The sequence below is a fragment of the Kushneria avicenniae genome (assembly GCF_900112585.1).
Taxonomy (GTDB): domain Bacteria; phylum Pseudomonadota; class Gammaproteobacteria; order Pseudomonadales; family Halomonadaceae; genus Kushneria; species Kushneria avicenniae.
In genome coordinates this window covers 449668-473824 of record NZ_FOLY01000002.1, presented here as the reverse complement: position 1 = coordinate 473824, position 24157 = coordinate 449668, and the positions used below count along the sequence as shown (strand labels likewise).

Here is a 24157-nt window from a genome sequence, read left to right as displayed (position 1 = left end):
CAACAGGGACACCTTATTATGACCGGTTCGTCCTGAGTAGAGAACGCATCGCGCCGGCCTTGTTTCAAAAGGCACAGCGCCGCGCTGCCGGACAGGGCAATGGTTCAGTGCAGCGTTGGAGAAGAAGCGTCCGGGGACTCGATCAGCGCCTCGATGTCAGCGGCGCTGAAGGTGTAATCCGTATTGCAGAAATGACAGGTGGTACTCAGCTCACCCTGCGCCTGGACAACCGAGCGCAGCTCCTCGGCGCCCAGCTGATGCAGGGCGCTTGCAAAGCGTTCGCGTGAACAGGTGCAGCCAAAGCCGATCGGATCAGGCTCAAAAACCCGAATCTGCTCTTCATGAAACAGACGTACCAGCGTCTCGCGTGCCGGCAACTCCAGAAGCTCTTCGGACTTGAGGGTATCGGCCAGCATGTTAAGCCGCGGCCATGCATCCGTATCCTGGAGCCTGTCATCACCAGGCAATGTCTGAAGCATCAGCCCCGCCGCCTGATTGGCAGAAGCAGAGAGCCACAGGCGGCTCGGGAGCTGTTCGGAACGCTCGAAATAGTGTTCAAGACACCGCGCCAGGGTCTCTTCCTCCAGGGCGACAAGGCCCTGATAGCGCTGGCCGTCGCTGGGGTCCAGCGTCATGACGATATGGCCATCGCCCATCAGCGCCCTGAGGGAAGCGCCGTCCTCGGGCAGCGCCTGCGCGTCGTCAAGGCGAGCGATCGCTCTCAGGCGCTGTCCACCCTCGCCATGGCCCGGGTTGGACTCGGCCATCAACAGGCTGACCGGCCCGTTGCCCTTGACCTCGAGCGTGAGCACGCCATCCAGCTTGATGGTGGCCGTCAGAAGCGCCACGGCCGCCAGCATCTCACTGAGCTGGCGATTGACCACCTGGGGATAGCCGTGACGGTCGATGATCTCCCGACAGGTTTCATCGGCCTTGACCAGCTCGCCGCGGACATTGGTGTCGTCAAAGATAAAACGTTGAATATGATCCATGGGTTATCCGAAGAAAAAGGAAAGTAATCGGCGCGGCAGGCAAAAGACCCGAACATCAGGCCATTCAAGGACGTTGCGAATGGCAGGCCCCGGGGGTGCATTATCTAGTCGCTAGCCGTCGTATTCGTGGCGCTGGAACTTTTGAATATCGCGTCGGGCCCGGCGATCCGGACGCCCCTTCGGAGGCTGCATGCTCTTGTCCATGCGCCGGATGTCGGCCTCTCGGGTACGGCGCTCGATGCTTTCCGGCGTTTCACGATAAAGCGACTGGGCTTCAGGAGCACCGCGACGCTTGTCGCTGACATCAACCACTTCGACCTCGATACGGTCCCAGCCCTGAGGGAGCGCCAGCAGCGCCCCGGGCTCCACGATCTTGCTGACCTTGGTTCGCGCACCGTTGTAGTGAACCTTGCCCCCGTCGATGGCCTTCTGGGCCAGCCCGCGCGTCTTGAAAAACCGGGCCGCCCAGAGCCATTTATCGAGTCGAATCTGCTCGCTCATGTCCTGCCCTCTCTGCGCGCCATTTCATGAGGGGAATATGGGGACAAAAGCCGTGCTCTCAAGCCCCGGTCGTGAGAGGTCAAACGGGTGTCAGTGGCCCTACAATGCGATAATCTGGGAAGCATCGACATTACGCTGTATTCACCGCTGCCGTTTTTGAAGCCTCCGGAGGTAAAGACATGTCCCCAACTGGGAAGCCCGAAATCGGACGGCGGTGCTGCATCGCCCAGAGCCGGCTGTTTTCAATCGAAGCGCTGGAGCTTGAATTTTCCAACGGCGAACAGCGCACTTTCGAGCGTTTGACCGGCAACGGGCATGGTGCGGGCGCTGTCATGATCGTGGCCATGCCGGATCCGGATCATGTCCTTTTGATTCAGGAATATGCCGTGGGCGTCGAGGATTACGTCCTGACGCTGCCCAAGGGCGTCGTCGATCCGGGTGAGGACATCATCACGGCCGCCAACCGCGAACTTCGCGAAGAGTGTGGCTATGGCGCTCACGTGATCGAACCTCTGATCGAGCTGACGCTGGCGCCCAACTACATGACCCACCGCATTCACGTCGTCATGGCCACTCAGCTTTATGAAGAAAGCCTTCCCGGCGATGAACCCGAACCGCTGATTGTCGAAAAGCACGGCATCGAAGATATTGGCGCACTACTTGCAAGGGGCGATTTCCACGAAGGACGTGCCATCGCAGCACTCTTTATTGCCCGAGAGCGCCTTCGCGAACGCCAGGAGACACCCGACCCCATGTTCTGGTAGCGCGCCCACCCATTGAAAAGCGCATCGAGTGACACAGGAAATAGCGCAGGCAGTAACGTAAAGAGCCCGACAGCGATTACTGTCGGGCTCTTGTTATCATGTTACGGCCGATTGTTTACATTCGCAGCCGCAATGAACAACAGAAGTCAATTGGTAGACGGACTGGCACCGTGTTCAGTCGTGTCGCCGTTTTCCATTGGCTCGGTAGACTGCATCTGTGCGGAATGCCCCTGACGACCCGTCATGGTTTCATCAGCATTTTCAGCGCCCATGGTACTGGTTGAACCGCCGCTGGAGTCACTCATGCCTTCCATGTCGTTCATCTGAGCGGAACCACCGTTACCGGCCTGACCTGTCAAGGTGGTCTCGGCGCTGGTCGCGCTGTTATCCATGGTTGAAGTAGACTCAGTAGAGGCTGCACCGGTCATTTCCTGACCATCATTGGCGGCACTGTTTTGAGTCGCTTCAGTCGACGCCATGGCAGACATCGCGGGCAGAACAAAAGCTGCGCAGAATACGGTAGCAATCATTTTCTTCATGATAACGTTCTCCATAACTCTGATTGTCGAGCCGGTGCGTCAGATACGTCCGTGCATCGTTGACGGTTGGCCGAATACTTTCTGCAATAAATGGTTGGCGTATTGCAGTCTGCCTTGCAGGGCAGTGAAGGCAGCCACGGCAGCCTTGATCGGGTCTACCGGGTAAGTGACCGTAAAGTTAGGACACAAAACGCTTCTCGTCAAAGGGCTGTATAAAGACAGATAAAGGATGGGTAAAGAAATGAATAGATTTAAACGATGATACGCAAATGGGTTATTTCAAATTTCTTGATCGTCATCAATAAACTTTGACGTGATAATCTTTTATTGCCTTCCTTTTTAAATTATCGGTCCACAGCATGTCTTCAAGGCCCTTTCACACCTCTACGTCCGACCGGCAGGAGCCTGCCTTTGCCTGCCTGGGTAGTGAGCATCTTCGCTGGTCAACGCGGCGCGTTCGCCTGCAGGAATGGGTCAAGACCTCGTTTCAGCAGCGCGTGGGCATTCCGGTCGAGGAATTCTGGTTCAAGCGCTGGCTGAAGAATCAGCCCGGCGCGGCCTGGCTTGAAAAGGCGGGCCTGCCCCGTCGCTCCATCGAAAAACGTCTGGGCGATCGCCTGATCGTGCACATTAATCCACGTGACATGATCCGTGATGTCAATTTCAAGGGCGTTGGCGGCAAACGCCCCTCCTCTTCCAGATTTCTCTGGGACGGCGAATGGGACGAAAGCCGTGGCGATCTGCGACACGGCTCGCGCTATGAGTTCATTACCGATCTGGACGAACATCGCGATGACCTCAGACGGACACAGCGCTTTCAGAAACATGCCAGGCAGCTGAAGGCGGGGACGCCCTGGGCTTCGGCGCACGAAGGCATCCTGCTCGACAGCGAAGAGAAAATTCTGGCCTACCTGAAGATCTATCTGGATTTTCTCGATGACATGGCCCAAGACGGCTTTGATGCCGATCGAGGCAAGGATGCGCTGGGTGTGGTGGTCACGCGTGAAGGGCGCCTGCTCAAGGTCAATCGCGGTCTGCACCGTCTGGCAATGGCGCAGCGCATCGGGCTGCCCTCCATTCCGGTTGAAGTACGCGCCGTACACCGTCAATGGTGGGAGAGCGTCACGGCAAACACGACCGGACAGACCGCTCTGGATCGGCTTGCAAAGGCGCTTGAACGCTGCCCCCCCGAACAGCGCGCCGGCCGGCTTGATCCCGTCACCGACCAGGGGCCGATCAAATGGCCTGCACCGGTAGATCAAAACTGACGGTCCTGCTCTACCACCTGAGTGACTCGTAGCCTTCCTGTTGATGCCCGGAACGCTCTACGCTGAAAGTGCCCTATCAAAGGAGCCTTTTATGCATCGTTTCTACAATCATCCGGATAATCTGGTCAGCGAACTGCTGGAAGGGCTGGCCATGTCGGCTGCGATCACCCTCTCCGATCACAGGGACGCGCGCATTGCCATGCGTTCGGACTGGCACCCCGAACGCGAAGGTCGCCAGCAGGTCGCTGTGATCTCGGGCGGAGGCTCGGGCCATGAGCCGGCACACGCAGGCTTTATCGGTCAGGGCATGCTGACCGCCGCCGTGGCAGGCGATGTTTTTGCCTCCCCGGGCGTAGAGGCCATTCTGGCCGGCATTCGCGCCTGCTGCGGAGAAGCGGGCTGTCTCTTGATCATCAAGAACTACACCGGCGATCGGCTCAATTTCGGCCTGGCTGCCGAGCGGGCCCGCGAGGAAGGCTTTCAGGTGGCCACGGTGATCGTGGCTGATGATGTCGCCCTGCCGGAGGCCCCCCAGCCGCGCGGGCTGGCCGGCACCCTGCTGGTTCATAAGATCGCCGGCTACCGTGCCGACCGCGGTGATGACCTTGAAGCCGTCCACAAGGCGGCCAGCGATATGGCGGCACGGGTACGCTCCATGGGGATGGCCCTGTCAAGCGCCACTCTGCCCGGACAGGAAGCGTCCGCGCGCAGAACGCCCGAGCTGGGGCTGGGCATTCACAACGAACCCGGCGTTCGCCAGGTCACGCCTGACAGTGCTGATGAGGCAGTGACACAGGTGCTGGAAGCACTGGGACGCCCCGATCACGGCCCCTGGGTGCTGCTGCTCAATAACCTGGGCGGCTGTGCGCCGCAGGAAATGCAGATTCTCAAGCGCGCCTGCCTGGAGCAGCTTGGTCGTGACAATGTGGTGCTGATGGTGGGACCGACCGCGCTGATGACGTCACTGGACATGCACGGGTTTTCCATCACGCTGACCTCGGCAGATGAAGCAACGCTCGAGGCGTTGAACGCCCCGACTCAGGCGCCAGCCTGGCCAACGCCGCAGACCGTACACGCTATCGAGACCTTTTCACCACGCTTCAGTCAGCGGCCCCCGCTGGGCGAAGGCCGGCACAATGATGACCGCAGCCAGTTGATCGCTCGCCTTGCCACCACACTCAGAGACAGCGAACAGGCACTGGACGAACTTGATGCCAGAGTCGGTGACGGCGATGCTGGTGCAACCTTTGCCGCCGGGGCTCGCGCGGTCCTGAAGGCGCTGGACGACAAGCGGCTTTCGACCGGTGAAGACGCTCGGCTGGCCAGCGAACTGGGGCATCTCTTTGCCACCGCCATGGGTGGGTCCAGCGGTGTCCTGCTGTCGATTCTGATGACCAGTGCCGCACAGCGGCTTGAGGAAAGTGCCGACTGGCCCACGGCCCTGCAGGCAGGCATCGAGCGCATGCAGCATTACGGCGGCGCACAGCAGGGCGATCGCACCATGTTGGATGCGCTGATCCCGGCGGTAAAGGCGCTGGTAGACGGCCAGAGCCTCGAGGCAGCAGCAGATGCGGCACGCTCGGGTGCCGACGACACTGCCAGCATGCGAAAGGCAGGCGCCGGGCGCTCCTCGCTGGTACCCGAACAGGCGCTTGATGGCGTGGTGGACCCCGGCGCCGAAGCCGTGGCCCGTCTTTTCGAAGCGCTGGCCGATCAGGGCCGCCACGCCTGACAGCTTTGTGGCATCAAAAAGGCCGCCCATCAGGGCGGCCTTGTCATTCCGGCAACGGTGCCAGGTCAGCCGAAAACGACTTTCGCCACATCCTGATAGGTACGGGCAAAGTTGACGGTCATGCCCTCTTTCAGGAAATCCGGCAGCTCATCGAAGTCACGCTGGTTGGCCTGCGGCAGGATCAGCTCGAAGATGGCACTGCGTCGAGCTGCGATGACCTTTTCACGGATGCCACCCACCGGCAGCACCTGCCCGGTCAGTGTGATCTCACCGGTCATGGCCAGCGGTCGATCAATGTCCTGACCGCGAGCCAGCGACAGAAGCGCTGTGGTCATGGTTACCCCCGCGGACGGACCGTCCTTGGGCGTCGCACCTTCCGGCACGTGCAGGTGGATGAAGGCCTGATCGAAATAGCCCGGCTGGGCGCCATACTCCTGTAGATGGCCAAGCACAAAGCTGTAGGCCAGATTGGCGGACTCCTGCATGACGTCGCCCAGCTTGCCGGTCAGCTTGATGCCGCGCTGCAGGCCATGAACCCGGGTGGCCTCGATGGGCAGGGTCGCCCCGCCCATCGCTGTCCAGGCAAGCCCTGTCACCACGCCCACGCCCTTGAGCACCTTCTCCTTGCGGAAAATCGGCGCGCCCAGGAACTCTTCAAGGTTATTGACCGACACCTTGACTGTCTCAACGTCCTCTTCCAGCAGCTTGACAGCCGCCTTGCGCACGATGCGGTGCAGCTGCTTTTCGAGCTGGCGCACGCCCGATTCGCGCGCATAGCCCTCGATCACGTGCTTGAGGGCAGCATCGGTCAGATTGATGCGCTTTTTGGGGATACGATCGCGCTCCAGAAGCCTCGGCCAGAGATGATGTTTGGCAATCGCCACCTTCTCTTCGGCGATATAGCCGGCCAGCCGAATCTGCTCCATGCGATCGATGAGCGGCCCGGGAATCGTATCGAGCTGGTTGGCCGTGCAGACGAACAGCACCTTGGAAAGGTCCATGCGCACGTCGAGGTAGTGATCAAGAAAATCGACGTTCTGCTCCGGGTCCAGCACCTCCAGCAGCGCCGAGGCCGGGTCGCCCTGGAACGACTGGCCCAGCTTGTCGATCTCATCAAGCATGATGACCGGATTTTCGACGTCGACTTCCTTCATCGCCTGCACCAGCTTGCCGGGCATGGCGCCAATGTAGGTGCGGCGATGACCCTTGATTTCGGCTTCATCACGCATGCCGCCGACCGAGAAGCGATAGAATTTGCGTCCCAGCGCCTCGGCAATCGAACGGCCAACGGAGGTCTTTCCCACGCCGGGAGGCCCTACCAGCAAAAGGATCGAGCCGCCAACGTCACCCTTGAAGGCACCTTCGGCAAGAAATTCGATGATGCGGCTTTTAACGTCCTGCAGGCCATCGTGATCACGGTCGAGCACGTGGCGCGCGTGGGGTAGATCGAGCTGATCCTCGGACGTGATTCCCCAGGGCAGCGACGTCAGCCAGTCCAGATAGTTACGCGTGGTGCCGTATTCGGGCGAGCCGGTTTCCAGCACGGACAGCTTGCCAAGCTCGTCATCAATGCGCGCCTGCACGCGCTCGGGCACGACCTTGCCCTCCAGACGCTCGCGGAAGGTATCGACATCGTTTTCCCGGTCATCCTTGGAGATGCCCAGTTCCTTCTGGATGACCTTGAGCTGCTCACGCAGGAAAAACTCGCGCTGGCGCTCCTGCATCTGCGCGTTGACCTGCTCTGAAATCTCGCTTTGCAGCTGGGCAACCTCGATCTCCTTGCGCAGCAGCGGCAGCACCACTTGCATGCGCTCCAGTACCGGCAGGGTCTCCAGTACCGACTGAAGCTCCGGGCCTCGCGCCGAGGTAATGGCCGCGGCAAAATCGGTCAGCGGTCCCGGCTCATTGGGACTGAAGCGGTTGAGATAGTGCTTGAGCTCCTCCCCGTAAAGCGGGTTGATGGGTAAAAGCTCCTTGATGCCATTGATGATGGCCATCGCGTAGGCGCGGGTTTCGTCGCTTTCCTTCTCGACAGGCTCCCTTGGGTAATGCACCTCGACCAGATAGGGCGGCTCCTGTGAGAGCCAGCGGGTAATCCTGAAACGACGCAGCCCCTGCGCGATGAACTGCAGCTGCTCGTCATTGTTTTCCGCACGATGAACCCGTACCGCCGTACCATAGACCGGAAACTCCTCCGGTGACGGGTCCGAACCGGTATCACCGATAAAGGTCAGGCCCACAATATGATGCGAGGTGTTGCCGACCTGCTCGAGGGTATCGCTCCAGCGCTTGCGGTTGAGCACCAGCGGCTGCACCTGGGCCGGAAAAAAGGGGCGGTTGTGTACCGGCAGCAGATAGAGCCTTTCCGGCAGGTATTCACTGGCCGGCACCACCGCCTGGGTCATGGCGCTGCCGTGATCGTCACCGGGCTCGATGGTGTAATCGGACTGATCTTCTTCACTCATGGGCTACCTGCTCTTGCATATCAAAACCGTTCGCCGGGCATCAGCCATGAAGCAGCCCACGCCTGACGAAAACCATTGTTTCTGGCAATGCGGGCACCGGACAGCGTTATCAAGTCCGATGTCGCGTTAAAGGCACCAACCCACCAAAACGACAGCGGCTGCCCATGGCAGCCGCGCGATACGTCTCTGAAAGGTCCGTCACGTTCCCGAAAGCCTAGTTCAATAAAAACCAGGGCTCATCATTGATCAGAAAAACGCCCTTTCGAATTGCCAGCTCGAGCGTCCCCTGGTCCGGTGCCTGACCAGCCACCAGTGCCAGAAGCGGTGGCGTATTATGCAGCGTGAACTGCCCATCAAGCCGACGCTTGAAGGCCGCCCGCCCCCAGGACGTTTGCAGCCGCGCCATCCGGGTGGCACCGATATCGGTACCATCAAGTGTCAGCTCGCCCTCCAGATGCATCTGCTGCTCCAGCATCGGACTGTCCAGCTTCAGGCTATTGACCACCAGCCGAGGCGAATCGCTCAGTACGGCAAAAAAAGCCTCCTGCCACGGCGCCATCAGCAAGGCAATATCATGCACATCGCCGGCCTCGATACCTTTTCCCTCAGCGACTGACCCGGAAGTGCTGTTCAAGACACCTGCCGGAGAAGACCCCGACTTCCAGCGCTGCTCGATATCGCCGGCAATGGTCTGCAGCAGCGTGCGTGCGGCCTGCTCATTGATCCGTCGGAGTTCGGCATCAAGCGTGGCGCTGCCCAGCTGCTGCTCGGAGAATGCGGCGTTACCCAGCCTTGCCTTCAGGACATAGCTGAGTTCCTGGTCGGCATGATGCGTGCTGCCCTCGACGTGCAGATCGCTCAACGCCAGCGGCAGCCCATCCTGTCGCTGCAGCCGTACGCTATCGATATCCAGAGTGTCCAGACGACCGAAACGATCGTCTGCAGCGGCCTGCGCCCTGTTGTCATCCTCATGGGGGGGAAACAGCATCGACCAGTGCGTGTCGCCCAGATGCATTCGGCGCAGATCGCTTTCCTGCTCCAGCCCGGACCACTGGCCTTCAAGACGCAGCCCCTGTGCGTTATCGGTTACATTGATCCGGGCGCCGGACAGACGAAGCGCCATGTCACGGGCCTGATAGTGAAGACTGTCGGGGAAAGCCGCCGTAAGTCTCAGATCCTGCTTGAGATGTCCGATACGCGCGTTGAAATTGATCTTTTCGCTGCCGGAGAGCGCATCGGCCAGCAGCGCCCTGCCGTTACGGGTTTCAATATCGCCCTGACCCGACAGGCGGGTTTTCAGTACGCCATAGGCAATACGCCAGTCGATCACGGCGGCGGGCGCCTGCGCGTCCCCATCAGAGGCCGAAATTCTGAGCGTGCCGCGAGAGGAGAAAAAACCGTCATCGTCGATGGTGTTGATGGCGCGAATGCCCGCCAGCGCATCGATATCGGCCACCCTGTCGGCCATGCGGGACTGCACTTCATGACGGCTCCAGGCCATCGCCCCCAGCCATAACGCTGCTGCCAGCACGACAAGCGCCATCAGCGATATTGCGACCTTTTTTTTCATCAACCCTCCCCCGGGACCACCACGGTAGACCGGACCGATATGGGCAATACCAGCGCCGATAACCTAAGGACGTCAAACGTCTGCATCACATGCTATTAATGTAGCCAGAGCCACACGTGCATCACACTCCAGGCATAGATACCGGCCAGAACATCATCGGCCATGATGCCGAAGCCACCGGCCACACGCCGATCGACCGTGCGTACCGGCCAGGGCTTGATGACATCAAAGATTCGAAAGATGACAAATCCCCACAGGGCGGACTGCCAGGAAAACGGCACGGCGGCCATGGTCAACCAGTAGCCGACGAACTCATCCCAGACAATGCCCGAGTGGTCGTGTACGCCCAGATCCTTCGAAGTGCGATCACACAGATAGATACCGATGATGGTGGCGACGGCCAGAATCGCCAGATAGATCCCCAGCGGCAGCGTCGACATCAGCCAATAGAAGGGAATGGCCGCCAGGGTCCCGAAGGTGCCCGGGGCAAAGGGCGCGGCACCGCTGCCGAGCCCGAAGGCCAGAAAGTGGACGGGACGACGCCAGACGCTGGGCGGTGCACGGTTCATGGTGTGGCTCCCGTACCGTGATCGTTCGAGCGTTGACCCTGGCCTTGAAGACCCTGGCCCTGAAAGTGCTGCCAGCCCTGTCCCGTGGACGTGATACCGGTAATGCCGGACTCGCTGGTCACCCGGCCGATGACGTGCAGCGTTCCGCCCAGCGCCTCGCGTATCGCAGCCTCCTGCTCGGGGGCCAGTGCCAGCAAAAGCTCGTAGTCGTCCCCGCCGTTGAGCGCGGCTTCCAGCGCATCCGACGCCCCCAGCGACGCCACCAGCGCCGGATCCAGCGGAATGGCCGAAGCGTCAAGATGCGCGCCGACGCCGGAGCGCGTGCACAGGTGATTCAGATCCGCCAGCAGGCCATCGGAAATATCAAGACCCGCCGTTACCTTTCCGCGGATCGACATGGCCTCATGGACGCGCGGCGCGGGACGCAGATAGGCCGCCACCAGCGGATGGCACTCATCGCGCTGGCCTTCGAACCAGGCCCGCAGACCGCCGTGGGCGTTGCCCAGCGTACCGGTCACCGCCAGAAGATCGCCGGGGCGAGCGCCGTGCCGGGTAATGGCATCGTCACCCGGCACATCGCCATGAACGGTAATGGTGATGGAAAGCTCCCGGCCGCGGGTAATGTCGCCCCCGACCAGGGCAATATCATGCTTATGCGCCAGATCGTAAAGACCGCGCGCGAAGCCTTCCAGCCACTGCTCGTTGACCTCGGGCAGCGTCAGTGCCAGCACAAACCAGCGCGGCCTGGCGCCCATGGCGGCGAGATCACTCAGATTGACCGCCAGCGCCCGATGGCCGATCGCCCCGGCCGAGGCATCGCGCGGGAAATGCACATCGGCCAGCGACGTGTCCACGCTGACGGCCAGCCGGCAGTCGCTCGAAGGGGCAAGCAGCGCACAGTCATCGCCCTGCCCCAGTACGACACCGGCACGGGCCTGGTGCGGCGACACATGATCCGAGCGGCTGGCGTGTTCAACGTCCCGCATGAAATAACGCCTGATGAGTTCGAACTCACCAGGAGCAGCTGCATCGCTCATCGCCCGGAGTTCTCCCAGACAGGTGAAGGAAAGCGCTGATCAGTGATGGGCATCATGCGCCAGTCATGCGTCACGGGGACCATGATCAGTCACGGCGCCTGCGTGCACGGACCTCGACCTCTCGCAGCCTGCCGGCCAGCCGATCGAGAATGGAGTTGATGTACCTGTGCCCCTCGGTAGCACCGAAGGAGCGTGCCAGCTCGATGCCTTCATTGATGACCGAGATATAGGGCACCTCCGGACGGTGTGCCAGCTCATAGGCTCCCAGCCGCAGAATGGAGAGCTCGATGCGATCCAGCTCGTCAAGCTTTCGGTCCAGCGCCGGCGCAATCAGCTCATCCATCTCGCCGCAGTGTCTGGCAACGCCATGCAGAAGCTGATGGAACAGTCCCAGATCCGCGATCTTCATGACCTGAACCCAGTTTTCATGCGGCTCCAGATCATCGTCGGCCGTCTGGGCGCGAAACTCGGTTTCGAGCTGGGTAATCGAGGTTCCCGTCATTTCCCACTGATACAGCGCCTGTACTGTCAGCTCGCGTGCTGCCCTTCGGGCCTGCTGCTGCTTTGAAGGTGCACGTTTTTGCTGTGTCACGCCACACCTCCCTGATCATCATTCCCGGAAGTCTCATCGCTGCCCAGCTGGCGCAGCAGGGAGACCATTTCGATGGCTGCCATGGCGGCTTCAAAGCCCTTGTTACCGGCCTTGGTGCCGGCACGCTCGATGGCCTGCTCGATCGAGTTGACCGTCAGCACGCCGTTGGCAATGGGCGTATCGAAATCCAGCTGAAGACGATTGAGCGCTGCATTGCACTGACCGGCCACATGTTCAAAATGCGGCGTGCCGCCACGAATGACCGCGCCCAGCGCAATGATGGCATCCGGCTTGAGACGGTTCAGCGCACGCTTGACCGCCAGCGGCAGCTCCCATGCACCGGGAACGTGAAGGATATCGATGTTGGCATCGTCAACGCCATGACGCACCAGCGCATCCACGGCGCCTTCCACCAGCGAATCCACCACGTGATGATTGAAACGCCCCACCACGATGACATAACGGCCATCAATGTCGGTGAACTGACCTTCCAGCTGTGCAATCGGTTGCATGTCAAAAAATCCTGTTGTCTCTGATAAAACGCATCAGCGTGTCATGTTAAGCCATCGGGCCCGTCGTCTGGCGGGCCCTTCAGCAAAGGGGGTGTTGTCAGTGTCGCGCCTCGTGGCTGTCATCCACGCTGCTGATCTGCTCGATGACCTCAAGACCGAAGCCCGCCAGCGCCGAAAACCGCCACGGCGAACTCAAAAGCCGCATGCGACCCACGCCAAGGCTGCGCAGGATCTGCGCCCCGGTACCGATACTGAGATAGTTGCCCGCCCCGTCGGTCTGCGGATCCCGCGCACTTGGACGGCGCGCCAGGAAAAGATCCAGCTGATCGCGAAAATCCGTCATGTCGCGCTGGTCGGCCAGCAGAACCAGCACGCCGGTATCGCTGGCCGCGATCTCCTCGAGTGCATCGCGCGAAGACCAGCTCTGGTGCCCGTCACGACGCAGCCCCAGCAGGTCGCGCAGGGCATCGGCGACGTGAACGCGTACCGTTGTGGCCTGATCGCTTTCGGGCGAGCCCTTGACCAGGGCCAGATGATGAGAGCCCTGAATACGATCGCGAAAGCAGTGCAGCTGAAAGGGGCCGGCATCCGTCTCCACCGGATGAGACTCGACGTGCTCGACGGTCTGCTCGTTGTGAATCCGATAGTGAATCAGATCGGAGATGGTGCCGATTTTGATGTCATGCGTGGCCGCGAACCGCTCGAGCTCTGGACGCCGCGCCATGGTGCCATCCTCGTTCATGATCTCGCAGATCACCCCGGTTGGCTCGAAACCGGCCATCGCGGCCAGATCGCAGGCCGCCTCGGTATGCCCCGCCCGGCGCAGCACGCCGCCGGCTTCGGCCATCAGCGGGAAGATATGGCCGGGCTGAACCACATCGCCGGGGCCAGCGTCATGAGCCGCCGCCGCCCGGATGGTTCGCGTCCTGTCTGCCGCCGAAATGCCGGTGCTGACGCCGGTAGCCGCCTCGATGGACACCGTAAAGCGGGTACCAAAGCCGGAGCCGTTATCGTTGACCATCAGCGACAGCCCGAGCTGCTCGCAGCGCTCACGCAGCATGGGCTGACAGATCAGGCCGCAGGCGTAGCGGGCCATGAAATTGATGTGCGAGGGCTCAACGCATTCAGCGGCCATGATCAGGTCGCCTTCATTTTCGCGATCCTCGTCATCCATGAGGATGACCATCTTCCCCTGACGAATATCTTCAATCAGCGCTTCCACGGAAGCGAGGTTGCCCGTTGACTGAGTCATGATGCTTGCCGGCCAGGCCGCTCCTTTCGATGCAGGGTAGCTGGGATGAATACGTGCAGTCGCTGGCAGCGAGCCTGCATGCGTCAGGATGATGCCTGATCATTGACGGGGTGCGCGATGATACGCCAGTCGGGCCCGAAGGCGCGAACATCGACAATCGAAAGCTGTCGCCGCTGGGACAGCTTCTGAAGGCCCGGCAGGGTCAAAAGCCCGCGCGCCTCATCGCCCATCAGAATCGGTGCCATGTAGATGACCAGCTCGTTGACGAGCCCGGCATCCAGCATGGCACCACTCAAACGCGAGCCGCTTTCGAGCAGCACCTCGTTGCACTGCTCGACATCGGCCAGATAGTGCAGCAGGGCCTCGAGATCGACCTGCCCGCCCGGACTCGAGGTCAGCGTGACCACTTCAGCACCCGCCGCCACGAGCGCTTCACGCCGACGAAAATGATCGCGATTGTCCAGTGCTCCGGGGCCGATCGGCGATATCGTGGCGACCAGCGTGCGCCCCGGCTCCGTCAGACAGCTGGCGGTGGGGGGCAGCGACAGGGTCGAGTCGACGATGACACGCAGCGGCTGACGTACGCCCCTTTCGTGGGAGACCTGTACGGCCTGGCTGTCCGAGCGGCTGCCGAGCTGCTCGGGCCGCACGGTCAGTCGGCTGTCATCGCGAATGACCGAGGCCACCCCGCTGAGAATCGCGCTCGAGCGCGCGCGCAGGTGCTGCACGTCGCGACGCGAGCGCTCGCCGGTAATCCATTTGGATTCGCCGCTGGCCATCGCTGTACGACCGTCCAGACTCATCGCCATCTTGAGCCGGACATAAGGCAGGGAGCGCGCCATACGGGAGATAAAGCCCACGTTGAGTTCGCGGGCATCGGCTTCCAGCATGCCGACACGGGTGCCTACGCCCGCCGCTTCCAGCATCGCGATGCCGCGACCGGATACCTGCGGGTTGGGATCCAGCATGGCCGCCACGACCCTGTCCACGCCAGCCTCGGCCAGCGCCTTGGCACAGGGGCCGGTGCGTCCATAGTGTGAACAGGGCTCCAGCGTGACATAGGCCGTGGCCCCGCGCGCCGCCTCACCGGCAGCGCGCAGGGCATGAATCTCGGCGTGCGGCTCACCGGTCAGCTCGTGCCATCCCTCGCCCACGATCTGATTGCCGCGCACCAGCACACAGCCCACACGCGGGTTGGGATCGGTCGTATAAAGACCGCGACGCGCCAGATGCAACGCGCGAGCCATGTAGTCCTCGGGTTGCCGTGTCACGTCCGACCTTCCCTCTATGCTGCCAAAGGGTATTACCGCATGGCCTGCGGTATCCTCAATGCTCATGAGACTCCTGATCCCTGCCCGGGGCATCAGCGCCGGATGGCGACGCAGACTCACTGGACAGGCGCTCGATCTCGGCACGAAACTCGTCAATGTCCTGAAAGCGCCGATACACTGAAGCAAAGCGGATATAGGCGATCTGGTCCAGCGCCCTGAGCTGTCCCATGACCTCTTCTCCGATGGCCAGCGCGTTGATTTCGCGCTCGCCGCGGGCCCGGAGACGCTGTCGAATGCGCTCGATGGCAGCCTCGATATGCTCACTGGAGACCGGACGCTTTTCCAGTGCCCGCAGCATGCCGGCGCGCAGCTTGGCAGGGTCAAAGCTTTCCCGCGACCCATCGGCCTTCACGACCCGCGGCATGACCAGCTCGGCGGCTTCATGCGTGGTGAAGCGTTCACCGCAGGCCAGGCACTGGCGACGTCGGCGCACCTGATCCCCATCGGCTACCAGCCGGGAGTCAGTGACTCGCGTATCCTGCGCACCGCAAAAGGGGCAATGCATGACTGTTCTCTGTCCCGTCGATAAAGGAGCCGGTCACCGGCCTGCACCGCAAACGCATGGCAGCCCTGGCACCGGAGGCCGGCATTGCGACATGTCGACGCATACTCAAGCGCATTATTGTAACGTTTTACCCCGGGTTCGGAAACGCACGCCCGGCCGCATGGGGCGAACGGGCATGATTGTGCACGAAAAGTGCGCTCGAAAACCCGATAATGCCTGGCCCCGTGCCAACGCCGAGACAGTACCTGCGCAGTTGAGCCCCTCGCTGCGTCACGCTATCTTGACGACGTGGATGGACACCGACAGAGACAGCACATGAACATTATCTCCTGGATTTTCGCAAGCATCGTCGTGGGCATGCTGATCAATCTGATCATTCCCCGGCGACTGAGTGTCGGCTTTCTTGGCACTGCCGGCATGGGCGTACTGGGCGGGGTAGTACTGGCCTTTCTCGTAACGGTCTTTGGCTTTGCCGCCGAGCTCGAGTTTGATGTTCGAAGCCTTGTTGCTGCCGTCATCGGCGCGCTGGGCGCCATTGCCGTCATGACGCTGTGGATGGTGCGCTACCACCCTCGTTGAGCCACGGCCGGCGTCAGCTCCGATAATACTTTGCAATCAGTGACATACTGCAATACCGCCTGCTTGCCAGTTTCCCCTGCCCCATCTAATCTTGAGTTCAGCCAAGGATAGCGCTTGAACACATCGCCCTTCTGCGGCCTCTAAACGATTGAATATGCAGGACAGAACAGCAAGGAGCAGCTGACTATGGGTATTATCGCGTGGATCATCTTTGGCCTGATTGCAGGCGCTATCGCCAAGTTTCTGATGCCCGGCAAGGACCCCGGCGGCATCATCGTGACCATCGTCATCGGTATTCTGGGTGCCATCGTCGGCGGCTGGATCGGTACTGCGCTGGGCTTTGGCAGCGTGAGTGGTTTCAATATAGGCAGTTTTGCCATCGCCGTGATCGGTGCCTTGGTGCTGCTGTTTCTTTATCGAGTGGTCAAGAAATAGCCGCGTGGTCAAGAAAACAGCCATGTTGTTAAAAAACGTCGCCCCGCAGTTGCGGGGCGACGTTTTTATATACCCGTTCAAACATGATGATGGACTAGCCGTTGGTATCGATGGGCCTGTCTGCCTGACGGTCATGACGGGTTTTCAGCAGACTGGCCACGGTCGTGATCAGCAGAATGCCGACGATGACCAACAGTGACAGCACGGTCGAGATGTGTGGCACCCACTCAAGCGGCTGACCATCGTTGATAAAGGGCAGCGTGTTTTCGACCATGGCGTGCATGACCAGCTTCACGCCGATAAAGCCCAGTATCAGCGACAGCCCGAAGCCCAGATATACCAGCCGGTCCAGCAGCCCGCCCAGCAGAAAATAGAGCTGCAAAAGCCCCAGCAGCGCGAAGGCATTGGCAGTAAAGACGATGTAGGGCTCCTGGGTCAGACCATAGATGGCCGGAATGGAGTCCAGCGCAAACAGCAGATCGGTGACCCCCAGCGTCAAAATGACCAGAAACAGGGGCGTCAGTACCCGCTTGCCGTTTTCACGCGCCAGCAGGCGCTGCTCGTGGAACTGATCGGTCACCGGCAGATGACGCTGGGCAAATTTCACCAGCGCATTGGGCTCGAACTCGTCGTCCCCGCTCTCCTTGTGCTGCGCACTTTCGATCGCCAGCTTGAAGGCGGTATAGAGCAGAAACAGCCCGAAGATATAAAAGACCCAACTGAACTGGTTGATGGCCGCCGCACCCACGGCAATGAAAATGCCACGCATGATCAGCGCCATGATGATGCCGATCAGCAGCGCCTTTTGCTGATAAATCCGCGGGACGGCAAATTTGGCCATGATGATGGCAAAGACGAACAGATTATCCACCGACAGGCTTTTCTCGGTGATGAAGCCGGCAAAATACTCCACCCCGCGATCATGACCCCAGATCATCCAGAGCCCGACGCCGAAAATGGCGGCAAGCGTGATATAGAACACGGACCACAGCGCGGATTCCCGCAGGGTAGGCGCGTGCGGCTTGCGCACATGCGAGAAGAAATCAAAGATAAAGATGGCAGCGAAGCCCGCAATAGTGGCTTCCCAGATCCAGGCTGGAACGTTCATGCACGGTTCTCCGGCAAAGAAGATTTACCGGAGGTCTCTTCCGCCCGATGCCCGCCACACTTTCAGTGGCAACTTCTCGAGCCAGCGGCACCGGGTAACCGTCTCCAGAGGGCACCCCTCAGAGACCATCCACCGTGATGACGACACCGCCATAGAAAAACGCAGACCTGTTACGAGCACTGCGCCCTGCAGGGAATACTCCCCTCCTTCAGCCGCCAGTGTTCATCAGCTTTGACATCAGCGCAAGCTGATAATCAAGTCTTAATCTTTTTTCAAACCGGATACAGTTTGAATTCCTTCGCATCAGGGGCTTTGCTTAGAGACTCAACAATAATAGATGCCGGAGTCCTGCCATGTCCGCTGTTCTGGTCTCAGCCCTCTCCCGCGATGATTTTCATGCCCGCGCCGACGCCGAGCTCACGTTTGTCTATGGCCAGCAGGCGCCGGATATCCTGCAGCGTCTGGAAGCCCTGATCGCCCAGCATCAAAAAGAGATCACCTGTGAGCCGACACCGCTGTGGAACGAGCAGACGCAGATGATGATCACCTACGGTGACAGTGTCATCGAAGGCGAAGACAGCGTCCCGCTGGAAGCACTGGAGCGCTTCATGCGCGAACATCTCGAGGACACCTTCAGTGCCGTGCACATTCTGCCCTTTTTCACCTGGAGCAGTGACGACGGTTTCTCGGTCATCCACTACCGAAAGGTCAGCCCCGCCGTGGGTGACTGGCCCCAGGTGCGCCATCTCGCCGGGCGCTTCAACCTGATGTTCGATCTGGTCATCAACCACGTCTCGCGCGAATCGCTGTGGTTCATCGACTATCTCGCCGGCACAAAGCCGGGCTGTGACTATTTCATCGAGCTGCCCGAGCAGACCGACGTGACCAGCGTCACCCGACCGCGCAATACCAGACTGCTGGCCCCGGTATCGACACGGCGCGGCATGCGACACGTCTGGGCCACCTTCTCGGAAGACCAGATCGATCTCGACTTCGCCAACCCGGACGTCCTCATCGAGATGGTCGGCGTTTTGCTCTACTACCTGAGCCAGGGGGCGCGCCTGATTCGACTTGATGCCATCGCCTATCTATGGAAGGAGCTGGGTACGCGCTGCATTCATCTGCCCCAGACGCATGCCATCGTGCGGCTTTTACGTGCCGTCATGGAGCGTGTCGCCCCTGGTGCGCTGCTGCTGACCGAAACCAACGTGCCGCATCACGAAAACCTGAGCTATTTCGGAAACGGCGATGAAGCACACATCATCTATCAATTCACCCTGCCGCCGCTGCTGCTGCATACCCTGACCGCCGGCGATGCCGGGGCGATGACCGAATGGGCCGCCACCCTGCCCCCGCTGCCAAAGGGCTGCACCTATCTCAACTTTACCGCCAGCCACGACGGCGTTGGCGTTCGCGCGCTTGAAGGGCTGCTGCCGCGTCATGACATCGACGCCTTGCTGGAGCTGATGCAGCGCTTTGGGGGCTTTATCAGCATGAAAACCGACCCGGACGGGCAGGACTCGCCCTACGAGATCAACATCACCTATTTCGATGCCCTCAAGGGCACCCGCCGCGGCGCCGACCCGTGGCAGATTGCGCGCTTCATCTGCTCACAGACCATCATGCTGGGCCTGCAGGGCATCCCGGCGGTTTATGTTCACAGCCTTCTGGCCACGCTCAATGACCACGAAGGCGTGACCCGCACCGGCCGGCTGCGGGCGATCAACCGCAAACGCTGGCAACGAGAGGCGCTGGAGCCACTGCTGGAGGCCTACAGCACCCCGACCCACATTGTGTTCGAGGCACTGTCCACTCGACTGAAAATCCGCCGTCAGGAACCCTGTTTTCACCCTGACGTGCCGCAGAAGATCATCGATCTGGGCCCACATTTTTTTGCCTTCCTGCGCGGCCCACTGCCGGATGGTCGGCGCCTGCTGGCCATCCACAACGTGACCGACCGCTCCCATCCTCTCAACCTGCCCGAAGCCTATGCCGGGCACCGCTGGCACGATCTTCTCGAGCGGATCGACCCGGAAGGCGAGAAGCCGGTGCTCAAACCCTATCGCAGCTGCTGGCTGGTCACTCGGGACTAGCTCAAAAAAAGGGGGGCCATGACCGCGTCACCGGCTGCAACAACGGCCGACCGGAACGTGCTGGATCGCAGCGATGACACCAGCGGTGTCATCAACCACAACGGCAATGACGCCATCGTGTTGACCAACGCCGAGGGCAACACGCAGGACACCGTCGATGGTTTGGGCACCGGCAATGCCGATACATCCGCGGACGCCGCCCCGGGCGAGACGCCCCCGGATACCCCCGACAACAACGGAGATGATATGGATCTACCGCCCGTAGAGCTGATTTCCACCATCCAGGGCAGCACCATGAGCAGCGAGCGCGTGGGCGATGAGGTCAGCGTCGAAGCGATCGTGACGCTGGATGCCCGCGACGGTCTGGATGGCTTTTTCCTGCAGGAAGAGGACGCCGACAATGACGGCGACGACACCACCTCCGAAGGAATCTTTGTCTACCTGCCTGACGACAGCAGCGTCGCCGATTTCACCGTGGGGGATCGGATGCGTCTGACCGGCACGGTCGAACAGTACCAGGGCAAGACCGAGCTGACCGATGTAAGATCACTGGACGTTACCGCCAGGGATCAGCCGCTGCCCACCCTCACCGAGCTGGACCTGCCCATCGAGGACAAGTCGACGCTCTCCGCTCGCGAAAGCATGCTCGTGCGCATCACGGGGGAAGACGGCACACCGTTGGCCGTCACTGACACCCATGAGCTCGGCCGTTACGGCACCACCACACTCTCAAGCGGCGGGCGCCTGGCGCAGTACACCGAGATCAACGCGCCGGATCAGGCCGGCTACCAGCAGTGGCTGGATCAGATCGAGAGCCGTTCGATCCTTCTTGATGACGCCAGCAACGCACAGAACCCGGAAAGAATTCTGTTCGGCCGCGGCGGCGAACCGCTGTCGGCCGACAACACCCTGCGTGGCGGCGACACGCTGGCAAGCGCGACCGGCGTGCTCGACTTTGCCCACCAGCAGTGGCGCGTTCAAAGCGATCAGGGGCTCGACTTCCAGCCCGCCAATCCACGCCCTGAGCAGCCCGATGCCCAGGCGCTGGAGGATGCCCCACTCAAGGTGGCCTCCTTCAACGTTTTGAATTATTTCGAAACGCTCGATCGGTCAGGCCATCAGATCACCACCCCCGAGGGCACCGAGCACTCACCGCGCGGCGCCAACAGCGAACAGGAGCTGGCCCGCCAGCAGGACAAGCTGGTCAGCGCCATCATCGACAGCGATGCCGACATTGTCGGTCTCATGGAACTCGCCAACGACGGCTATGGCGACGACAGCTCGATTGCCGGCCTGGTCGAGGCGCTCAACGCCAGAGGGGGCGCGCAGTGGGACTACATTACGCCGCGCGATGACAGCGGCAACGTGGTTTCCCCCGGCAGCGACGCCATTGCCGTCGGGTTGATTTATCAAGGCGACAGCGTCACCCCGGCAGGAAACGCCGCCGTCAACACCAGCGGTGCCTTTGCCACCGGCAATCGCACGCCCATGTTGCAGACCTTTCAGGATAACGGCAGCGGCGAGACCTTCTCGATCGCGGTCAACCACTTCAAGTCCAAGGGGAGCGTGATCAACGGTGAGGAGGCGACCGGGGACGGTCAGGGCAACAACAACCCGACCCGGGTCGAGGCCGCCAAACAGCTGTCTGCCTGGATCGGGACGGACCCGACCGGTAGCGGTGACAGCGATGTCCTGATCATCGGCGATCTCAACAGCTACGCCATGGAAGACCCCATCACTACTCTGCAAAACGAGGGCTATACGCTACTGGATAAAGACTACTCCTATAGCCATGACGGCCAGTGGGGCTCACTGGATCACGCCCTGGCCAGTGAATCGATGAGCGATCAGGTCACCGGTGTGACCACCTGGCACATCAACGCCGATGAGCCGACGGTGCTCGATTACAACACCGAGTACAAGAGTTCGGAACAGGTCAACGCGCTCTATAGTGACGGCCCCTTCCGCGCCTCGGATCATGACCCCATCATTATCGGCATCGACCCAAGCAGCAAGGCTCAGCAATCTGCCGGATTCCAAGGCCGGCTCAAATGAGAAAGACGTCAGGAAGGGCGCCGCGGGGCGCCCTTTCTGATGCCGTCTTTTCAAGAGAGACTGACGCAGACAGCTTATTGTTAGACCTCACCACGATTGTCGGCCTCGACGGCGTCGAACATGCGCTCGAGCATGTCCGGAAAGGCCGACTGCACCCGGCTCCAGCTCGGGATGAAGGGCTTGTCACGCGGGCTTTCCAGAAAGGCCACGCCGGCCTCCATGATGCTCTGGGCGAAAAGCTCCACGGCCTGCTCTTCACTGTGACGATCAACCTTGAGACCGTTCATCATGGCGTCGTGGTAGTAGTTCTCGATGATATCGAGGGCGGTACGGTAGTAGGTTGCCTTGAGCGTTCGAAAGTGCGCCTCGTTCATGGTGACGCCAAGCGTGGCCAGCTTGCGATAGAGCGCCTTGGCGATGTCGGTGCTCATGCGATAGAGACCGGTGGAGGCATCTTCAGGAGACAGCGGCTGGTGCTTGTGATCGTAGTTGTCGGCGATATCGACCTGGCACAGCCGCTTGGTGGAATAGTTGCGATGCACCTCGGAGAGCACGCCGATTTCGAGGCCCCAGTCACTGGGAATGCGGATATCGTTCAACACATCGGCGCGCATGGCGAACTCACCCGACAGCGGATAGCGATAGCTGTCGAGGTAGTTCAGATAGTCCAGCGGCCCATGAATCCTTTTAAGCGCCCGAAGCAGCGGCGTCACCATCAACCGCCCGACCCGCCCGTTGAGCTTGCCATCGGCGATGCGGGCGTAATAGCCCTTGCAGAATTCGTAGTTGAAATGCGGATTGGCGACCGGATACAGCAACCGCGCCAGCATCGAGCGGTCATAGGTGGTGATGTCGCAGTCATGCAGCGCGACCGCTTCGGTACGACCGGAGGCGATGGCATACCCCGAGCAGAACCACACGTTGCGTCCCTTGCCCGGGGCCTGCGGCGAAAGCGACTCGGCGGCCAGTTCGTCGTCCAGGGCCCTCAGGCGAGGGCCGTCATTCCAGAGAATGCGATGGCGCTGCGGCAGCCGGGAGAAGAACTCCCGGGCGTGAAGAAACTGATCGCGATCGGCGCGATCAAGACCGATGATGATTTCACTCAGGTACTCGACCTGCGAGAGATGGTCGATGATGCGGGTGAGCGCCGGCCCCTCAAGCTCGGAATAAAGCGACGGCAGAATCAGCCCCATCGGACGGCGCTTTGAAAATCCCATCAGATCGCTTTCCAGCGCCTCCAGCGGGCGCCGGGTCAGATTGTGGAAGTTGGTAATAATGCCGTTTTGATAAAAATCGCTCATGGCGTCCTTCCCCTGTTCTGTCAGCCCAGCCAGTGATCAAGACCCTCCGACCAGCCTGCCGGACCCTTTTGTGTTGTTGTATAGAGATTGACAGTGTCGGCGATGCTGATCGAAAGATCATGCTCGCCGCGAATCAGTACCGCCCGATCAACGCTTTCCAGCATCGGCACATCATTGGGGCCATCCCCCAATCCCACCGTCAGTGGCCGCTGCCCCTTGAGAAGATGATAGCGATCTACCAGCCATGCAATGGCACGGCCCTTGCCGCTGTTATCACCCAGCACGTGATAAAAACGCCCGCCCTGAGTCAATGATAGCCCGGCACCGATCAGCAGCAGGCGAAAACGCTCCAGCGATTCCTCGCTGTCCTCCCAGATCAACGGCTCGGAGGCGTCGCGAACATGGGCAAGCTCGGCATCATGCATCTCCAGTCCGGTGTGCTCGGCTACCTCCTCGATGCTGAAATCGCCAAAGCCACGAAACCGGAACCTCTCGGTGCCCCTGATGGCTTCCAGCACGCTGCGAATCCGGCGATAGGACTCTCCCAGCACGATATTCGCCCAGCCATGCTCATCGGGCGTTTCATCAAGACACCAGGACGCCGGAAGATGAATAGATGCGCCGTTTTCAGCAATAAAGGGCGCCTCAAGCTCGAGACGTTGGTGCAGCACCATGACCTCGGCCGCCGTCTTGCTGGTGTTGATGATCAACGGCACCGAGCGCTGTGCAAGACACGCAAGCCAGCGCTTTGCAGGCGTGTAATCGTAGGTGGCATGGTCCAGCAGGGAGCCATCCAGATCCGTAAACACCAGCAGCAATTGTTGTGACGTTATTGTCATGGTGTCAGCTCTATAAGAAAAGGCCGTTATTGGCAGCAGGCTCATGAGAATAGCCCCTTTGGCCTCAAACACACCATATGCGACGGACATCAGTACTTACCCGGAAGTACGACTGCTG

Annotated in this window: 22 protein-coding genes; 7 read left to right on the top strand and 15 right to left on the bottom strand. The window is 60.7% G+C overall.

What is annotated here, in order from left to right:
- Positions 1–104: 104 nt before the first annotated feature.
- Entirely contained in the window at positions 105–992 is an 888-nt protein-coding gene (hslO, locus tag BM079_RS05445) for an Hsp33 family molecular chaperone HslO (RefSeq protein ID WP_090131561.1), read from the bottom strand.
- 111 nt (positions 993–1103) lie between these two features.
- Positions 1104–1493 (bottom strand): RNA-binding S4 domain-containing protein, encoded by a 390-nt coding sequence (locus tag BM079_RS05440; protein ID WP_090131559.1) that lies wholly within the window; start codon positions 1491–1493, stop codon positions 1104–1106.
- A gap of 179 nt (positions 1494–1672) precedes the next feature.
- On the opposite strand from BM079_RS05440, the gene nudE reads away from it, so the two are divergent.
- Positions 1673–2257, top strand: coding sequence for an ADP compounds hydrolase NudE (nudE, locus tag BM079_RS05435; protein WP_090131557.1), 585 nt, complete (start codon positions 1673–1675; stop codon positions 2255–2257).
- A gap of 146 nt (positions 2258–2403) precedes the next feature.
- Here the strand turns inward: nudE and BM079_RS05430 are convergent, their stop codons facing one another.
- Entirely contained in the window at positions 2404–2796 is a 393-nt protein-coding gene (locus BM079_RS05430) for a hypothetical protein (RefSeq protein ID WP_139215268.1), read from the bottom strand.
- A 359-nt stretch (positions 2797–3155) separates the two neighbouring features.
- On the opposite strand from BM079_RS05430, the gene BM079_RS05425 reads away from it, so the two are divergent.
- Together BM079_RS05425 and BM079_RS05420 are read left to right on the top strand one after the other, a co-directional pair.
- The gene (locus tag BM079_RS05425) at positions 3156–4064 is read left to right on the top strand and encodes a hypothetical protein (RefSeq protein ID WP_245742832.1); all 909 of its coding nucleotides are present in this window, start codon (positions 3156–3158) and stop codon (positions 4062–4064) included.
- A gap of 91 nt (positions 4065–4155) precedes the next feature.
- On the top strand, positions 4156–5796 hold the full coding sequence (locus tag BM079_RS05420; protein ID WP_090131552.1) for a dihydroxyacetone kinase subunit DhaK: 1641 nt from the start codon (positions 4156–4158) through the stop codon (positions 5794–5796).
- A 65-nt stretch (positions 5797–5861) separates the two neighbouring features.
- Here the strand turns inward: BM079_RS05420 and lon are convergent, their stop codons facing one another.
- From lon to nrdR, 9 genes are all read right to left on the bottom strand, one after another.
- Positions 5862–8261 (bottom strand): endopeptidase La, encoded by a 2400-nt coding sequence (gene lon / locus BM079_RS05415; protein ID WP_090131550.1) that lies wholly within the window; start codon positions 8259–8261, stop codon positions 5862–5864.
- A gap of 214 nt (positions 8262–8475) precedes the next feature.
- Entirely contained in the window at positions 8476–9831 is a 1356-nt protein-coding gene (locus BM079_RS05410; RefSeq protein ID WP_090131548.1) for a DUF945 family protein, read from the bottom strand.
- Between the two features lie 95 nt (positions 9832–9926).
- The gene (locus BM079_RS05405; RefSeq protein WP_090131545.1) at positions 9927–10400 is read right to left on the bottom strand and encodes a phosphatidylglycerophosphatase A family protein; all 474 of its coding nucleotides are present in this window, start codon (positions 10398–10400) and stop codon (positions 9927–9929) included.
- Positions 10397–11386, bottom strand: coding sequence for a thiamine-phosphate kinase (gene thiL / locus BM079_RS05400; RefSeq protein ID WP_245742831.1), 990 nt, complete (start codon positions 11384–11386; stop codon positions 10397–10399). Before thiL ends, BM079_RS05405 begins: the two co-directional genes overlap by 4 nt.
- A 136-nt stretch (positions 11387–11522) precedes the next feature.
- Positions 11523–12029 (bottom strand): transcription antitermination factor NusB, encoded by a 507-nt coding sequence (gene nusB / locus BM079_RS05395; RefSeq protein WP_090131541.1) that lies wholly within the window; start codon positions 12027–12029, stop codon positions 11523–11525.
- Complete coding sequence (ribH, locus tag BM079_RS05390) at positions 12026–12541, bottom strand: 6,7-dimethyl-8-ribityllumazine synthase (RefSeq protein WP_090131539.1); 516 nt, start codon at positions 12539–12541, stop codon at positions 12026–12028. The genes nusB and ribH overlap by 4 nt, the downstream gene beginning before the upstream one ends.
- Before the next feature lie 97 nt (positions 12542–12638).
- Complete coding sequence (gene ribBA / locus BM079_RS05385; protein WP_380059414.1) at positions 12639–13796, bottom strand: bifunctional 3,4-dihydroxy-2-butanone-4-phosphate synthase/GTP cyclohydrolase II; 1158 nt, start codon at positions 13794–13796, stop codon at positions 12639–12641.
- Positions 13797–13876: 80 nt separating this feature from the next.
- Positions 13877–15130, bottom strand: coding sequence for a bifunctional diaminohydroxyphosphoribosylaminopyrimidine deaminase/5-amino-6-(5-phosphoribosylamino)uracil reductase RibD (ribD, locus tag BM079_RS05380; RefSeq protein ID WP_090131536.1), 1254 nt, complete (start codon positions 15128–15130; stop codon positions 13877–13879).
- Positions 15120–15629 carry a transcriptional regulator NrdR gene (gene nrdR / locus BM079_RS05375; RefSeq protein WP_090131534.1) on the bottom strand — a complete coding sequence of 170 codons (510 nt, stop codon included), beginning with the start codon at positions 15627–15629 and terminating at the stop codon, positions 15120–15122. The genes ribD and nrdR overlap by 11 nt, the downstream gene beginning before the upstream one ends.
- A 315-nt stretch (positions 15630–15944) precedes the next feature.
- Between nrdR and BM079_RS05370 the strand changes: the two genes are divergently transcribed.
- A complete protein-coding gene (locus BM079_RS05370) occupies positions 15945–16208 on the top strand; it encodes a GlsB/YeaQ/YmgE family stress response membrane protein (RefSeq protein ID WP_090131532.1) in 264 nt (87 codons plus the stop codon).
- Between the two features lie 186 nt (positions 16209–16394).
- The gene (locus tag BM079_RS05365; RefSeq protein ID WP_090131530.1) at positions 16395–16643 is read left to right on the top strand and encodes a GlsB/YeaQ/YmgE family stress response membrane protein; all 249 of its coding nucleotides are present in this window, start codon (positions 16395–16397) and stop codon (positions 16641–16643) included.
- A gap of 94 nt (positions 16644–16737) precedes the next feature.
- Here the strand turns inward: BM079_RS05365 and BM079_RS05360 are convergent, their stop codons facing one another.
- Entirely contained in the window at positions 16738–17751 is a 1014-nt protein-coding gene (locus BM079_RS05360; protein WP_090131528.1) for a TerC family protein, read from the bottom strand.
- 353 nt (positions 17752–18104) lie between these two features.
- On the opposite strand from BM079_RS05360, the gene BM079_RS05355 reads away from it, so the two are divergent.
- Positions 18105–19844, top strand: coding sequence for a sugar phosphorylase (locus tag BM079_RS05355; RefSeq protein WP_090131526.1), 1740 nt, complete (start codon positions 18105–18107; stop codon positions 19842–19844).
- Between the two features lie 18 nt (positions 19845–19862).
- Complete coding sequence (locus BM079_RS05350) at positions 19863–21899, top strand: ExeM/NucH family extracellular endonuclease (RefSeq protein WP_090131524.1); 2037 nt, start codon at positions 19863–19865, stop codon at positions 21897–21899.
- Positions 21900–21979: 80 nt separating this feature from the next.
- Here the strand turns inward: BM079_RS05350 and BM079_RS05345 are convergent, their stop codons facing one another.
- Positions 21980–23200 (bottom strand): glycosyltransferase family protein, encoded by a 1221-nt coding sequence (locus BM079_RS05345; protein ID WP_090131522.1) that lies wholly within the window; start codon positions 23198–23200, stop codon positions 21980–21982.
- A 20-nt stretch (positions 23201–23220) separates the two neighbouring features.
- Complete coding sequence (locus BM079_RS05340) at positions 23221–24039, bottom strand: HAD-IIB family hydrolase (RefSeq protein WP_090131520.1); 819 nt, start codon at positions 24037–24039, stop codon at positions 23221–23223.
- Between the last annotated feature and the right edge of the window lie 118 nt (positions 24040–24157).

Excerpts from the sequence above, each read along its gene's own strand:
- BM079_RS05355 (WP_090131526.1), top strand. The coding sequence starts at position 18,105 with ATGTCCGCTGTTCTGGTCTCAGCCCTCTCCCGCGATGATTTTCATGCC.
- BM079_RS05345 (WP_090131522.1), bottom strand. The coding sequence starts at position 23,200 with ATGAGCGATTTTTATCAAAACGGCATTATTACCAACTTCCACAATCTG.
- BM079_RS05365 (WP_090131530.1), top strand. The coding sequence starts at position 16,395 with ATGGGTATTATCGCGTGGATCATCTTTGGCCTGATTGCAGGCGCTATC.
- BM079_RS05360 (WP_090131528.1), bottom strand. The coding sequence starts at position 17,751 with ATGAACGTTCCAGCCTGGATCTGGGAAGCCACTATTGCGGGCTTCGCT.
- hslO (WP_090131561.1), bottom strand. The coding sequence starts at position 992 with ATGGATCATATTCAACGTTTTATCTTTGACGACACCAATGTCCGCGGC.
- ribD (WP_090131536.1), bottom strand. The coding sequence starts at position 15,130 with ATGAGCATTGAGGATACCGCAGGCCATGCGGTAATACCCTTTGGCAGC.
- BM079_RS05425 (WP_245742832.1), top strand. The coding sequence starts at position 3,156 with ATGTCTTCAAGGCCCTTTCACACCTCTACGTCCGACCGGCAGGAGCCT.
- BM079_RS05370 (WP_090131532.1), top strand. The coding sequence starts at position 15,945 with ATGAACATTATCTCCTGGATTTTCGCAAGCATCGTCGTGGGCATGCTG.
- ribH (WP_090131539.1), bottom strand. The coding sequence starts at position 12,541 with ATGCAACCGATTGCACAGCTGGAAGGTCAGTTCACCGACATTGATGGC.
- BM079_RS05420 (WP_090131552.1), top strand. The coding sequence starts at position 4,156 with ATGCATCGTTTCTACAATCATCCGGATAATCTGGTCAGCGAACTGCTG.
- BM079_RS05440 (WP_090131559.1), bottom strand. The coding sequence starts at position 1,493 with ATGAGCGAGCAGATTCGACTCGATAAATGGCTCTGGGCGGCCCGGTTT.
- BM079_RS05405 (WP_090131545.1), bottom strand. The coding sequence starts at position 10,400 with ATGAACCGTGCACCGCCCAGCGTCTGGCGTCGTCCCGTCCACTTTCTG.
- thiL (WP_245742831.1), bottom strand. The coding sequence starts at position 11,386 with ATGCGGGACGTTGAACACGCCAGCCGCTCGGATCATGTGTCGCCGCAC.
- BM079_RS05340 (WP_090131520.1), bottom strand. The coding sequence starts at position 24,039 with ATGACAATAACGTCACAACAATTGCTGCTGGTGTTTACGGATCTGGAT.
- BM079_RS05350 (WP_090131524.1), top strand. The coding sequence starts at position 19,863 with ATGACCGCGTCACCGGCTGCAACAACGGCCGACCGGAACGTGCTGGAT.
- BM079_RS05410 (WP_090131548.1), bottom strand. The coding sequence starts at position 9,831 with ATGAAAAAAAAGGTCGCAATATCGCTGATGGCGCTTGTCGTGCTGGCA.
- lon (WP_090131550.1), bottom strand. The coding sequence starts at position 8,261 with ATGAGTGAAGAAGATCAGTCCGATTACACCATCGAGCCCGGTGACGAT.
- nrdR (WP_090131534.1), bottom strand. The coding sequence starts at position 15,629 with ATGCATTGCCCCTTTTGCGGTGCGCAGGATACGCGAGTCACTGACTCC.
- BM079_RS05430 (WP_139215268.1), bottom strand. The coding sequence starts at position 2,796 with ATGAAGAAAATGATTGCTACCGTATTCTGCGCAGCTTTTGTTCTGCCC.
- nudE (WP_090131557.1), top strand. The coding sequence starts at position 1,673 with ATGTCCCCAACTGGGAAGCCCGAAATCGGACGGCGGTGCTGCATCGCC.